Source organism: Pseudomonas sp. HMWF006, from assembly GCF_003061205.1.
Classification (GTDB): Bacteria; Pseudomonadota; Gammaproteobacteria; order Pseudomonadales; family Pseudomonadaceae; genus Aquipseudomonas; species Aquipseudomonas monsensis.
This window is the reverse complement of the sequence record NZ_QAIU01000028.1, coordinates 1-13,630: the sequence shown is the minus strand read 5'-3', so window position 1 is coordinate 13,630 and position 13,630 is coordinate 1. Positions and strand designations below refer to the sequence as shown.

At 60.4% G+C, this 13,630-nt stretch carries 14 protein-coding genes; 6 read left to right on the top strand and 8 right to left on the bottom strand.

Annotation, left to right across the window (positions count from 1 at the left end):
* On the bottom strand, positions 1 to 254 hold a 254-nt coding region (locus DBR24_RS00895; RefSeq protein WP_371921211.1), incomplete at its 3' end, for a GAF domain-containing protein.
* Complete coding sequence (locus tag DBR24_RS00890) at positions 251 to 1,141, bottom strand: ATP-binding protein (protein WP_123466509.1); 891 nt, start codon at positions 1,139 to 1,141, stop codon at positions 251 to 253. The genes DBR24_RS00895 and DBR24_RS00890, both read right to left, overlap by 4 nt.
* A 166-nt stretch (positions 1,142 to 1,307) precedes the next feature.
* On the opposite strand from DBR24_RS00890, the gene DBR24_RS00885 reads away from it, so the two are divergent.
* Positions 1,308 to 3,629, top strand: coding sequence for a response regulator (locus DBR24_RS00885; RefSeq protein WP_128613603.1), 2,322 nt, complete (start codon positions 1,308 to 1,310; stop codon positions 3,627 to 3,629).
* Here the strand turns inward: DBR24_RS00885 and DBR24_RS00880 are convergent.
* The 3 genes from DBR24_RS00880 to msrB all read right to left on the bottom strand — a co-directional run bounded on the left by DBR24_RS00880 (position 3,613) and on the right by msrB (position 5,158).
* Complete coding sequence (locus DBR24_RS00880; RefSeq protein ID WP_123466513.1) at positions 3,613 to 4,074, bottom strand: MarR family winged helix-turn-helix transcriptional regulator; 462 nt, start codon at positions 4,072 to 4,074, stop codon at positions 3,613 to 3,615. The genes DBR24_RS00885 and DBR24_RS00880 overlap by 17 nt on opposite strands.
* Entirely contained in the window at positions 4,071 to 4,556 is a 486-nt protein-coding gene (locus DBR24_RS00875; protein ID WP_123466515.1) for a glutathione peroxidase, read from the bottom strand. Before DBR24_RS00875 ends, DBR24_RS00880 begins: the two co-directional genes overlap by 4 nt.
* 206 nt (positions 4,557 to 4,762) lie before the next feature.
* Positions 4,763 to 5,158, bottom strand: a complete 396-nt coding sequence (gene msrB / locus DBR24_RS00870) for a peptide-methionine (R)-S-oxide reductase MsrB (protein WP_123466517.1) — start codon at positions 5,156 to 5,158, stop codon at positions 4,763 to 4,765.
* Positions 5,159 to 5,381: 223 nt separating this feature from the next.
* Between msrB and DBR24_RS00865 the strand changes: the two genes are divergently transcribed.
* Together DBR24_RS00865 and htpX are read left to right on the top strand one after the other, a co-directional pair.
* On the top strand, positions 5,382 to 6,593 hold the full coding sequence (locus DBR24_RS00865; RefSeq protein WP_123466519.1) for a pyridoxal phosphate-dependent aminotransferase: 1,212 nt from the start codon (positions 5,382 to 5,384) through the stop codon (positions 6,591 to 6,593).
* A 304-nt stretch (positions 6,594 to 6,897) separates the two neighbouring features.
* Complete coding sequence (htpX, locus tag DBR24_RS00860; RefSeq protein ID WP_123466521.1) at positions 6,898 to 7,785, top strand: protease HtpX; 888 nt, start codon at positions 6,898 to 6,900, stop codon at positions 7,783 to 7,785.
* Positions 7,786 to 7,978: 193 nt separating this feature from the next.
* On the opposite strand, the gene DBR24_RS00855 is transcribed toward htpX, so the two are convergent.
* The gene (locus DBR24_RS00855) at positions 7,979 to 8,635 is read right to left on the bottom strand and encodes a thiopurine S-methyltransferase (protein WP_128613602.1); all 657 of its coding nucleotides are present in this window, start codon (positions 8,633 to 8,635) and stop codon (positions 7,979 to 7,981) included.
* Positions 8,636 to 8,738: 103 nt separating this feature from the next.
* Here DBR24_RS00855 and DBR24_RS00850 point away from each other — a divergent pair, with 103 nt between their 5' ends.
* Positions 8,739 to 9,506, top strand: a complete 768-nt coding sequence (locus tag DBR24_RS00850) for a class III extradiol ring-cleavage dioxygenase (RefSeq protein ID WP_128613601.1) — start codon at positions 8,739 to 8,741, stop codon at positions 9,504 to 9,506.
* Between the two features lie 116 nt (positions 9,507 to 9,622).
* Here the strand turns inward: DBR24_RS00850 and DBR24_RS00845 are convergent, their stop codons facing one another.
* On the bottom strand, positions 9,623 to 11,296 hold the full coding sequence (locus DBR24_RS00845) for a DEAD/DEAH box helicase (RefSeq protein ID WP_007964821.1): 1,674 nt from the start codon (positions 11,294 to 11,296) through the stop codon (positions 9,623 to 9,625).
* 421 nt (positions 11,297 to 11,717) lie between these two features.
* On the opposite strand from DBR24_RS00845, the gene DBR24_RS00835 reads away from it, so the two are divergent.
* Positions 11,718 to 12,509 carry a crotonase/enoyl-CoA hydratase family protein gene (locus DBR24_RS00835; RefSeq protein WP_128613600.1) on the top strand — a complete coding sequence of 264 codons (792 nt, stop codon included), beginning with the start codon at positions 11,718 to 11,720 and terminating at the stop codon, positions 12,507 to 12,509.
* Between the two features lie 130 nt (positions 12,510 to 12,639).
* Here DBR24_RS00835 and DBR24_RS00830 read toward each other — a convergent pair whose 3' ends face one another.
* On the bottom strand, positions 12,640 to 13,395 hold the full coding sequence (locus DBR24_RS00830) for a spermidine synthase (protein WP_128613599.1): 756 nt from the start codon (positions 13,393 to 13,395) through the stop codon (positions 12,640 to 12,642).
* 151 nt (positions 13,396 to 13,546) lie between these two features.
* Between DBR24_RS00830 and DBR24_RS31200 the strand changes: the two genes are divergently transcribed.
* A partial coding sequence (locus DBR24_RS31200; RefSeq protein WP_146188923.1) for a 3-deoxy-7-phosphoheptulonate synthase occupies positions 13,547 to 13,630 on the top strand: 84 nt, incomplete at its 3' end.

Below are 13,630 nucleotides of genomic sequence, written 5' to 3'. Positions count from 1 at the left end.
GCGCCGCACACACCGCGTCCAAACGGAATGCGCACGCAGGCGATCTGGCCCTGAAACGGGCCGAGCACCAGCTCTTCGTTGCGGTTGAGGTAGAAACCGGCCCAGTTCAGGTCCTCGAGCTGGTTGAACAGAAACGCCGAAAACTGCGCGGCGTTGGCGATGAAATCGCGCTCGTCCGCCAGCAGCGATTCCAGTTGCGCGGCCAACATGCCATAGCCTTCGAGGCCCTGGCCGCTTTGTTGCAAATCAATCATGCCTTGTGCTCCAACAATTTCAGTCCCACCCAGTAACGGGCGAATTGGTACGCGCAACGTCCGTTGCGGTTACCGCGGCCGGTGGCCCAACGCACGGCGAGGATGTCCAGTGCTTCGTCGCGCTGCCAGCTCAAACCGGCCTTGGCGGCCAACTGACCGATCCAGTGCTCGACGACGTTGAGGAAATGTTCCTGGGTAAACGGGTAAAACGACAGCCATAGACCGAAACGGTCCGACAGCGCGATCTTGTCTTCCACGGCCTCGCTGGGGTGCAGCTCACCATCGACGCGTTTCCAGTTTTCGTTGTCACTTTCCTTCTCCGGCACCAGATGGCGGCGGTTGGAAGTGGCGTACAGCAAGACGTTGTCCGGCGCCTGCTCCAGCGAGCCGTCGAGCACACTTTTGAGCACGCGGTAATCGCCTTCACCGGACTCGAACGACAAGTCATCACAGAACAGCACGAACCGTTGCGGCAACTTGGCGATCTGCTCGACCACACGCGGCAGGTCGGCCAGATGGTCACGCTCGATTTCGATCAGGCGCAGACCCGCCCCGGCGTGTTCGGCGAGCAGCGCCCGCACCAGCGACGATTTGCCGGTACCGCGCGAGCCCCAGAGCAAGGCATGGTTGGCCGGCATGCCGTCAAGGAATTGCTGTGTGTTGCGACCCAGTTGCTCAAGCTGCCGATCAACACCGATCAGGTCGCTCAGGCGCATGTCGAGACTGACTTCCAGCGGCAGCAGATACCCGCTGCGCCCGTCGCGCTGCCAGCGCGCCGCCAGGCAGGTGCTCCAGTCAATGACGGGACGCGGTGCCGGCAACAGCGGCTCGATCCGCGCCAGAACCGACTCGGCGCGCTCAAGAAAAGCATTCAATCGGGAATCCACGTCTTCTCCTCGGGCACGTTCACAGTGATGATGGTGATCCAGCGACGACAATCAGATCAATAATCCCGCGCCGCGCCTTGTTACAAGGCGATTCGGGAACCTCGGTTTCGAGACATGATCGACTATGCTTGAGCAGCGAAGGGAAACGGAAGTGGTTCAACACCCCATGGATATCAAATTCACCCACCGGCTGTCATACAAGCAAGCCAGGCTGACTGTGCTGGTCGGGTTTATTCTGGGCACGCTGCTCAGTCTGCTGCAAATAGGCATCGATTATGCCAGCGAAGACGCCTCCATCAACCGTGAAATCCTGTCCTTGCTGGAAATCAGCCACAATCCGGCATCACGCATCGCCTACAACATCGACGCCGAACTCGCGCAGGAACTCACCCTGGGCCTGTTGCGCTCACCGGCGATCATCTCCGCGCAGCTGACCGACAACAACAGTAACGTGCTGGCCAGCGTCAAACGTCCGGAACTGCAAAGCGGCTACCGGGTGATCAGCGATTTTCTGTTCGGCGCCAAGCGCCAGTTCGAGGATCGCCTGTACCTGGATCATCTGCCCAACGAATCGTTGGGGGTGTTGAGCCTTGAAGTCGATACCTACGCATTCGGCAGCCGCTTTCTGCGCCGCGCCGAGATTACCCTGTTCAACGGTTTCGCCCGCAGCCTGATCCTCACCGGCCTGTTGCTGGCGTTGTTCTACGTGATGCTGACCAAACCGCTGGTGCGGGTGATTCGCGAACTCAGCGGGCGCGATCCACGCAGCGCCGAACCGACCTCACTGATCTGTCCGGGCGGACACGCCAATGACGAAATCGGTGTGCTGGTCAAAGTGGCCAATCAACAATTCGAAAATATCGCCACCGAGATCCAGCAGCGGCGCAACGCCGAAAACCGTCTGACCGACTACCTCGGCCAACTGGAACACATTGTCTCGGCGCGCACCGCCGAGCTCAAGGCAATCAATGCCCGGCTCAGTCAGTCCAACGAGGAGCTCGAAGTCGCCCGCCGCACCGCACTGGAAATGGCCGAAGCGCGATCGGCGTTCCTCGCCAACATGAGCCATGAAATCCGCACGCCGCTCAACGGTCTGCTGGGGATGATCGCACTGTCCCTCGACGGGCCGTTGAATGCCGAGCAACAGCAACAGCTTTCGATCGCCCACGACTCGGGCAAGGTGCTGGTGGAACTGCTCAACGATATTCTCGACCTGTCGAAATTCGATGCCGGGCAACTGGAGCTCGAGCACATCCCGTTCGATCTGGGTTCGCTGATCGAGGACACGGCCAACCTGTTGTCGCAGAACGCCGCACCGAGCGTTGAACTGACCTGCCTGATCGATCCGTACTTCCCGGCGCTGGTACTGGGAGACCCGACCCGCGTACGGCAGATCGTCAGCAACCTGTTGTCCAACGCGCTGAAATTCACCCGTTTCGGTCGCGTGGATGTGCGCCTGTCGACCTATAACGACGGCGTGCGCATCGAAGTCTGCGACACCGGTATCGGCATTGCCCAGGAAGCGCAGGTCAGGATCTTCCAGCCGTTCACCCAGGCCGGTGCCGGCATTACGCGCCAGTACGGTGGTACCGGGCTCGGACTGGCGCTGACGTACAACCTGTGCGAAGCGATGCAAGGGCGCCTGACCATCAGCTCCGAGACCGGTTTCGGCAGCCAGTTCTGTGCCGAACTGCCGTTGCCCTGCCACACCCGGGCACTGCCCCCCGCGCCATTGCACGGCAAAGTACTGGCCATCACCGCCGCCAGCAGTGGCCTGGCCGAATTGCTGAAAAGCCTGCTGCCGGCCTGGGGCCTTGAATACGAGCAACGCACCATCGAGGATTCACTGCTCGGTCTGACGCCTGACGTTTTGATCACCGATTGCCCGGAATGCCTGTTCGGGCTGCGTCCGACCCTCACCGCCCCGATCCTGCTGGTGACCGCTTACGGCAGTTTCCTGCCCAGCGAAGAAGCGGCGGCCCTTGCGCCACTGCAGCAACAGGCGCGTCCGCTGGCACGCAATGCGCTCTATCAGAATCTGCGCCGCACCCTGCAACCCGACACCGCGGCCATCCACGATACTCGCCTGGAAACAACCCCCAACGTGCGGCGCGGGCTGGTGCTGCTGGTCGAGGACAATCCGGTCAACCAACTGGTGGCCAAGGGCATGCTCGGCAAACTGGGCTGCGACGTCGTGGTGGCTGCCCACGGTGCCGAGGCGCTGGATCAACTGGAGTATCACTCGTTCGATTTGGTGCTGATGGACTGCAACATGCCGGTGATGGACGGCTACGAAGCCAGCCGGCAGATCCGCCAGAGCGGACGCTGGCCGGACCTGCCGATCATCGCCCTGACCGCCAACGCCATGTCCGAGGAGCGCGAACGCTGCCGGGCAGCGGGCATGAGCGACTATCTGGCCAAGCCGTTCCGCCGGGAAGAACTGGCAGCCCTGCTCGATCAATGGATTCCGGCTACGACAGCGCCTTGATCTGCCCCAGCAGATGATCGAGACCGTGGCGCAAGTCGTTGAGGCGATCCAGATCGACCCCGCTGTCGCATAGCAGGCGCGCCTTGAGCGGCCCGACCTGCTCACGCAGCGCCTGACCTGCCGGGGTCAGGCTCAAGTGCACTTCACGTTCATCGCGCGCCGAACGTCGACGCTGCACCAGTTGCAACTGCTCCAGCCGCTTGAGCAAGGGCGTCAGCGTCCCGGAATCCAGGGCCAGGCGCTCACCCAGCGCCTTGACCGTCGGTTGCTCCGGCGCGCAATCCTGCCACTCCCACAACACCAGCATCGCCAGGTATTGCGGATAGGTCAGGCCAAGCTCATCGAGCATCGGCTTGTAAGCACGAATCACCGCCCGGGACGCGGCATACAACTTGAAGCACAACTGGCTGTCGAGCTTCAGCGAATCGACGGGCAGGCGGTTCATTTGAGCAGGGCTTCGATCTCGCCAGTCAGGTCCTGCGGCTTGGTGGCCGGGGAGAAACGCTTGACCAACTGGCCGTCCTTGCCGATCAGGAACTTGGTGAAGTTCCACTTGATGCCCTGGGAGCCGAGCACACCCGGGGCACGTTTTTTCAACTGCACGAACAGCGGATGGGCCTCGGCACCGTTGACGTCGATCTTCTTGAACAGCGGGAAACTGACGCCGTAGTTAAGCTCGCAGAACTCGCTGATCGCGCCTTCATTGCCCGGCTCTTGCTTGCCAAATTGATTACACGGGAAACCCAGCACGACCAGGCCCTGGTCCTTGTAGGTCTGCCAAAGTTGCTCAAGGCCTTTGTATTGCGGAGTGAAACCGCATTTGCTGGCGGTATTGACCACCAGCACCGCTTTGCCAGCGAAATCAGCCAGAGTCTTTTGCTCACCCTTGATGGTGGTGCACGGAATATTCAGCAGGTTGTCGCTCATGGCACGAGGTCCTCGGGTTATCGGCGAAGGCCAAACATAGCGAGCAATTAAATTGTGTGCAATTTAATATTTGAAATCGTTCCCCGCAGGAACCGCCAAAGGCTCGGGCCGCATTCGGACGATCTTTCGATTTGTCTTGAAGATCAAAAGATCGCAGCCTTCGGCAGCTCCTGCCGAGGTTCAATCAAACCGTTCAAACGTGAAGTTCATTCGCGCGGTTCAAGGTTCAGGCACACCGAATTGATGCAATAACGCAAACCGGTCGGCGGCGGGCCGTCCGGGAATACGTGCCCCAGGTGCGCATCGCAACGGGCGCATTTCACTTCGGTGCGAATCATGCCGTGGCTGGTGTCACGGATTTCGGTCATGGCGCTTGCGCCGATCGGCGCGTAGAAGCTCGGCCAGCCGCAGCCGGAATCGAATTTGGTCGTGGAATCGAACAGCGGCTCGTTACAGCAGACACAGTGATAAACACCGTCGGTTTTGGTGGCGTTGTATTTGCCGGAGAACGGTCGTTCGGTGGCACTCAGACGGCACACGTTGTATTGCTCGGGGTCGAGCATCGCACGCCATTCTTCCAGGGTTTTTTCCAACTTTTCCATCATCACACCTCAGCGGCTGAAAAAGCCCGATCTGTACCTTTTCCACGGATCGGGTGGCACGTATGATTGCGCCTCGTCACACGCCAGTCTGGCAGTCAGACCGGGCGCATTCAAACGGATTCTCGGCGCCACGGCGCAAGACTCCGCCTGTGCGAAGACGCAGGAATCCCAGTACGGTTGTCCATTCGCCGTCTGGATCGTTCATTTTCGGGATCACATCGCCATGCAGTTCAGCAAATCGAACAAGCTCGCCAACGTCTGCTACGACATTCGCGGCCCGGTGCTCAAGCACGCCAAACGACTGGAGGAGGAAGGCCAGCGCATCCTCAAGCTGAACATCGGCAACCCGGCGCCATTTGGTTTCGAAGCGCCGGACGAAATCCTTCAGGATGTGATCCGCAACCTGCCGACCGCGCAAGGCTACAGCGACTCCAAAGGCCTGTTCAGCGCGCGCAAGGCCGTGATGCAGTACTACCAGCAGAAGCAGGTCGAAGGTGTCGGCATCGAAGACATCTACCTGGGCAACGGTGTTTCCGAGCTGATCGTGATGTCGTTGCAGGCATTGCTCAACAACGGTGACGAAGTGCTGGTGCCGGCCCCGGACTATCCGCTGTGGACCGCTGCCGTGAGCCTTGCCGGTGGCAACGCCGTGCATTACCTGTGCGACGAAGGCGCTGGCTGGTTCCCGGACCTGGCCGACATCAAGGCCAAGATCACCCCGAACACCAAAGCGATGGTGATCATCAACCCGAACAACCCGACCGGTGCGGTGTATTCGAAGGAAGTCCTGCTGGGCATGCTGGAAATTGCCCGGGCACACAACCTGGTGGTGTTCTCCGACGAAATCTACGACAAGATCCTGTACGACGACGCCGTGCACATCTGCACCGCTTCGCTGGCGCCCGACCTGCTGTGCCTGACCTTCAACGGCCTGTCCAAGTCCTATCGAGTGGCCGGTTTCCGCTCCGGCTGGATCGCCATTTCCGGACCGAAGCACAACGCCCAGAGCTACATCGAAGGCATCGACATGCTCGCCAACATGCGCCTGTGCGCCAACGTACCGAGCCAGCACGCCATCCAGACCGCCTTGGGCGGCTACCAGAGCATCAACGACCTGGTGTTGCCGCAGGGTCGCCTGCTGGAACAACGCAATCGCACCTGGGAGTTGCTCAACGACATTCCGGGCGTGAGCTGCGTCAAGCCGATGGGCGCGCTGTACGCGTTCCCGAAAATCGACCCGAAGGTCTGCCCGATCCACAACGACGAAAAATTCGTCCTCGACCTGCTGCTCTCGGAAAAGCTGCTGGTGGTGCAAGGCACGGCGTTCAACTGGCCGTGGCCGGATCACTTCCGTGTCGTCACCCTGCCCCGCGTCGATGACCTGGAAATGGCCATCGGCCGCATCGGCAACTTCCTCAAGTCGTACCGCCAGTAACTGGCCAGCAGTGCGCAACGGCCCGAACGTTGCGCACTGTCTGATTCAGCAACACTTCTGTGAACCGCACTTCCACAGCCCTTCTACACTTGCGATTCGAACAGCTCATCCGCACTTGGCGTAATGGCGACGGGTCGCTGCCGCGCGTCATCCGTTTCGATATTGGCGGTGAGAATTGTCCTTCATACCGGGGAATTGGCTGTAGGACACAGTTTGAAATAGTCACTCGGTTGAATAGCCCGGTGCAGCACCTTATATACCCCGCAGTACGCTACATCTTTAGCTTGAGGAGATTTCTATAACCATGATGCGCATCCTGCTGTTTTTGGCCACTAACCTGGCGGTCGTGCTGATAGCCAGCATCACCCTGAGCCTGTTCGGCTTCAACGGGTTCATGGCGGCCAACGGGGTTGATCTCGACCTTAGTCAGCTGCTGGTTTTCTGTGCGGTCTTTGGTTTCGCCGGCTCCCTGTTCTCGCTGTTCATCTCCAAGTGGATGGCGAAAATGAGCACCGGCACCCAGATCATCAGCCAGCCACGTACCCGGCATGAGCAATGGCTGCTGCAAACGGTGGAGCAACTGTCCCGCGAAGCCGGGATCAAGATGCCCGAAGTCGGTATCTTCCCGGCCTACGAAGCAAACGCCTTCGCCACCGGCTGGAACAAGAACGACGCGCTGGTCGCGGTCAGCCAGGGTCTGCTGGAGCGCTTTTCGCCCGACGAGGTGAAAGCGGTGCTGGCCCACGAAATCGGTCACGTGGCCAACGGTGACATGGTTACCCTGGCACTGATTCAGGGCGTGGTGAACACTTTCGTGATGTTCTTCGCACGGATCATCGGCAACTTCGTCGACAAGGTGATCTTCAAGAACGAAGAAGGCCAGGGCATCGCCTACTACGTGGCGACCATCTTCGCCGAACTGGTGCTGGGCATTCTCGCCAGCGCGATCGTCATGTGGTTCTCGCGCAAACGTGAATTCCGTGCCGACGAAGCCGGTGCACGCCTGGCTGGCACCAATGCCATGATCGGCGCCCTGCAACGCCTGCGCGCCGAACAGGGCCTGCCGGTGCACATGCCGGACACCCTGAACGCCTTTGGCATCAACGGTGGCATCAAACAGGGCTTTGCCCGTATGTTCATGAGCCACCCACCGCTGGAAGAGCGTATCGACGCGCTGCGTCGTCGCGGTTGATCAATCTGTAACGAAAAGGCCCGCAGCGATGCGGGCCTTTTTTGTGCTCGGGATAATGGATTGCCTGTTCTGACCCCATCGCTGGCAAGCTGCTCCCACAGGCTTTTGTGCTGTTATCTGGATCTCTGATACAACACGGATCACTGTGGGAGCTGGCTTGCCAGCGATGAGGCCGGCCCTGCCAATAAAAAATCTATCGGCCAGAAACCCGGTAAACCCGCTCCTCCAGCCGCGTCACGCCTGCCTGCAGAAACTTCCAGCTCTCACCCAGCACATCCCGCTCTTCCAGCGCCTGCACCTGCCAGAGATCCCCGAGCAACCGCTTTACCTCATCATCCCCCACCGCAAATGGCGGACCCGGTATCTGCGCCTGATCGTAATCCAGCGTAATCAACACCCCTTGCACACCCTGCGGCAGGATCTGCTGAAGATGCGCCGCATAGCGCTCACGCATCGGCGCGGGCAAGGCAATCAGCGCGGCGCGGTCGTAAAAGGCCACGCAATCCGCCACATCGCTCGCCGTCAGCGCAAAGAAATCGCCGCACCACAACTCGATGGCATCACTGCGATAGACCTTGAATGCGCCCTTCTCGCTGATCTGCGGCTGTATCTGGTGCTCGTTGAAAAAGTCCTCAATGGCCTTTTCCGACAGTTCGATCCCGAGCACCTGATGACCGCGCCCTGCCAGCCACGCCAGATCCAGACTTTTCCCGCACAGAGGCACAAGCACCCGCGCCGTTGCCGGGATCGACAGATCCGGCCAGTGCCGTTGCAAATACGGATTCACCGCCGACAGATGAAAGCCGATCTGATTCGACGCCCACTTTTTGTGCCAAAACTCAGGCTGCATGCATCACTCCCAAAAAACCGATCAAAATGCGTTAAAACTTATATTAGATTTAGATCAATGTACTGACCGAAGATGGCTCATCTTAACGCTCAGGAATCCCTCCATGTTTCCCAGCCTGTTTATTTCCCATGGTTCGCCCATGCTCGCTCTCGAGCCCGGCGCCAGCGGCCCGGCACTGGCCCGACTGGCCGCCGAGCTGCCCCGTCCCAAAGCCATCGTGATCGTCTCTGCCCATTGGGAGAGCGACGAATTGCTGGTCAGCAGTCATCCACAGCCCGAAACCTGGCACGACTTCGGCGGCTTTCCTCGGGCGCTGTTTGAAGTGCAGTACCCGGCACCGGGCGATCCGCAACTGGCGACCGAAGTCACCGAACTGCTGAACGCCGCGCATCTGCCTGCACGCCTCGACCCACAACGGCCGTTCGATCATGGCGCGTGGGTGCCGTTGTCGTTGATGTACCCGCAGGCGGATATCCCGGTGGTGCAGGTTTCACTACCGACTCGTGGTGGTCCGGCACTGCAAACCCGGGTCGGCCGTGCGCTGGCAGGGCTGCGTGATCAGGGAATTTTGCTGATCGGGTCCGGGAGCATCACCCATAACCTGCGGGAACTGGATTGGCATGCGGGTCCGGAGAGCGTCGCGCCATGGGCACGGGATTTTCGCGACTGGATGATCGACAAGCTGGCGGCAAATGATGAGGCGGCGCTGCAAGACTACCGTCAGCAAGCACCGAATGCGGTGCGCAGCCATCCGAGTGATGAGCATTTGTTGCCGTTGTATTTCGCCCGGGGCGCGGGGGGTGAATTCAGTGTGGCGCATCAGGGATTCACGATGGGTGCGCTGGGGATGGATATCTATCGCTTCGGCTGACGTCATCGCTGGCAAGCCAGCTCCCACAGGGTTTGGTGTGAACCCGGGCAGCAGGCAAAAAAAATCCCCGAACCAGTCGGGGATTTTTTTGTTCGATCAATCAGCCCAAGGGCGGATCAATCTTCGCGATAGCGACGCAGCTTCAACTGCTTGCCAGCAACGCGAGTGTCCTTCAGCTTGGTCAGGAGTTTGTCCAGACCATCTTCCGGCAGCTCGACGAGGCTGAAGCTGTCACGCACCTGGATGCGACCGATCGCTTCACGGGCCAGACCGCCTTCGTTGAGGATGGCGCCCAGCAGGTTCTTGGCGGCGATACCGTCACGCGCACCCAGCGCGGTACGGCAACGGGCACGGCCTTCGCCCAGAGGCATTGGCGCGCGACGCTCGCGATCACCACGATCAGGACGGTCACCGGAACGCTCAGGACGGTCGCCACGCGGTGCGTTGTTCGGCACCAGTGGACGTTCCTTCTCGATCGCTGCCAGGTTCAGCGCCTGACCGTTGGTAGCCTTGCGCAGCAGGGCTGCAGCCAGTGCACGCGGAGTGCAACCGATGTCAGCGGTCAGACGATCCAGCAGCTCACCGTGAGTCGATTCGGCATCAGCGACCAGCGGCGACAGGCTGTTGGTCAGTTTCTTGATGCGTGCATCGAGAACGGCTTGAGCGTCCGGCAGGCGAACTTCAGCCACCTTCTGACCGGTGACACGCTCGATCACTTGCAGCATGCGGCGCTCACGTGGAGTCACCAGCAGCAGCGCACGACCTTCGCGACCGGCACGGCCGGTACGGCCGATACGGTGCACGTAGGATTCCGGGTCGTACGGCATGTCCACGTTGAACACGTGAGTGATGCGCGGAACGTCCAGACCACGAGCAGCTACGTCGGTCGCGACAACGATGTCCAGACGGCCATCTTTCAGCGAGTCGATGACGCGCTCACGCTGGTTCTGGGCGATGTCACCGTTCAGCGCCGCGGCTTTGTAGCCTTTGGCGTCGAGGGCGCTGGCCAGATCCAGGGTCGCTTGCTTGGTGCGTACGAACATGATCAGAGCGTCGAAATCTTCCACTTCCAGCAAGCTGAGAACGGCCGAAGTCTTCTGGTCAGCGTGAACCAACAGGTGAGCCTGTTCGATCGCGGTAACGGTCTGGGTCTTGCTCTGGATCTTCACGTGCTTCGGATCGCGCAGGTGACGCTCGGCGATGGCACGGATCGACTGCGGCAGGGTCGCCGAGAACAATACGGTCTGACGGGTTTCCGGCATGGCCTTGAAGATCACTTCCAGGTCGTCCATGAAACCGAGTTTGAGCATTTCGTCTGCTTCGTCCAGAACCAGGTGGTTCACGGTAGCGAGGACTTTTTCGTCGCGACGCAGGTGGTCGCACAGACGGCCCGGTGTGGCGACAACGATCTGTGCGCCATTACGGATTGCTTTCAATTGTGGGCCCATCGGCGCGCCGCCGTAGACAGCCACAACAGTTACGCCCGGCATTTGCTTGGCGTAGGTTTCGAAAGCGGTTGCAACTTGTAGCGCCAACTCACGAGTTGGGGCCAGGATCAGAGCTTGCGGCTCGCGCTTGGACGGATCAATGCGGTGCAGGATAGGCAGGGCAAAGGCAGCGGTTTTACCGGTACCGGTTTGCGCCTGACCAATCATATCGTGACCGGCGAGGATGATCGGGATCGACTGCTGCTGAATGGCCGAAGGCTCTTCATAGCCGGTAGCGACTACTGCAGCGACAATATTAGGATGAAGTTCAAGAGCGGCGAAGCCGCCGATTTCCTGGGTCATGGGTCTGCCTCTAAGTGCATCCGCAAAGACCCATGCTCCAAAGCTGCACATGCCGTGTTGAGACTCAAGAGTCGCCCTGGCAGCTTTGTCGGCGGGGATTTGCGAAAACGTATGAATGAAAAAGAATCGTCAAGGAAGAGCCCGCAGTGCGGACGTGCAGCCGAAGCTGACTTCGGGGAATTGCGCTACCTAAACGCGGCCCGGTTAAAGGCCGGCGCGCACTATACCGGAATTTGCCCAAAAAGGGAGCTTTTTTTATTGCCTGAATCCGTGTGTCACCGCCGTGTAACGGGGTTTTGCGGATAATCGGGCGAAGGTCTATTTTTCAAGGGCCCGGCCCTGCGGGCGATGACGCTTAAACGATTCACCGAGCTGCGACATACCGTCGCTGTACCCGCCCTTCCCGTCCGAGGATTTAGCCATGAATCAGCCCTGCGCCGGCCGCGTCAGCCGTGAACGTCGTGGTCATGTCCACCTGATCGGCCTGGATCGAGCCGCCAAACGCAACGCCTTCGACCTCGACCTGCTCAACGAACTGAGCCTGGCCTACGGCGAGTTCGAGGCCGACAACGAAGCACGGGTTGCCGTGGTGTTCGGTCACGGCGAGCACTTCACCGCCGGCCTGGATCTGGTCAACGCCAGTGCCGCACTGGCCGAAGGCTGGCAGGTTCCGACCGGCGGTTGCGACCCGTGGGGTGTTTTCGTCGGACCACGGGTCAGCAAACCGGTGATTGTCGCCGCGCAGGGTTATTGCCTGACCATCGGCATCGAGCTGATGCTGGCGGCGGACATCAACCTCTGCGCGAGCAATACCCGCTTCGCGCAAATGGAAGTGCAGCGTGGGATTTTTCCTTTTGGTGGCGCGACGTTACGTTTTCATCAGGTCGCCGGCTGGGGCAATGCCATGCGCTGGCTGCTGACCGGCGATGAGTTCGATGCCCACGATGCGCTGCGCCTGGGATTGGTGCAGGAAGTGATGGCCAGCGAAGACTTGTTGCCGCGAGCGATTGAACTGGCCGAACGGATTGCCCGGCAGGCACCGCTGGGGGTGCAGGCGACGTTGATGTCGGCACGGCAGGCGCGCTATGAAGGTGAGACAGCGGCGGCGCAAGGGTTGCCGGCGCTGGTGAAGAAGTTGCTGGCCAGTGAAGATGCCAAAGAGGGAGTACGGTCGCTGGTGGAGCGGCGACACGGCATCTTCAAAGGAATATGAATCTGTGGTGGTCTTGAGGCCCCTTCGCGAGCAAGCTCACTCCCACAGTGACCAGGTCGTTCACGGATTTTGTGACCGACGCTAACCCTGTGGGAGCGAGCTTGCTCGCGAAGGGGCCATCACTGACAACTCAGGTCGCCGGGCGAATCGCATTGATCAACGACTGCAACGAATACCCCAACCGCGGCGCCAGGGCTGCAGCCCGCGCAGTCAGCGCCTGCATGTCCAGCGCCTGATCGAGGTCCGCCGGCACAATCAGAATCACATTGCCCTCCTTCACCGGCAGTTCCCAGTAATGCCGGTGATAGAGCCCGCGCAACAGCGCGGCGCCCAACGGTTTGCCGTCATCGGTGGCCCACTGGTTGATCACCAGCCAGCCGCCCGGATTCAGGCGTTTCTGACAGTCACCGAGGAAACTCCAGGCCAGATGCCCGACGCCAGGACCGACATCGGTATACAGATCGACGAAAATCAGATCTGCTGGCTCGGCCGTCGGTAACAACTCCAGCGCATCGCCAACACGAATGTACAGCCGCGGATCGTCGTCCAGCCCGAGGTATTCGATCGCCAGACGCGGTACGTCCGGGCGCAGTTCGATGGCTTCGACGTCCTCCAGCGGCAGGAACTTGAGGCAGGCCTGGGTCAGCGTGCCGGCACCGAGGCCGAGGAACAGCGCGCTCTCCGGTTGCTCGTGGCACAGCGCGCCAATCAGCATCGCCCGGGTGTAGTCGTATTCCAGCCAGCTCGGATCGGCGGTAAACACGCAGCTTTGCTCGATGGCATCACCGAACTCCAGAAAGCGGTAATCAGCCACTTCCAGCACGCGAATCACGCCGAACTCATCCTGTACTTCGGCGAGCAGATGCTCGACGCGCTCCTCAGTCATTTCGTCTCCTGATGGTCACCGGGCGCGGTGACGCGATGGCACCGCTATGGTGCCGTGGCAAAGCGGCGATTGTCGGCGATGGGGCGGGAACAGGTCACGCACTAATTTGCTGATACCATGCCCTTCCGTGCGTAGAAAACTCGAGACCGTGATGAGCCAACCGTGGAGCCCTGACAGCTGGCGTGCCCTGCCGATCCAGCAACAACCCCAATACCCCGACGCCGCGCATCTGCGT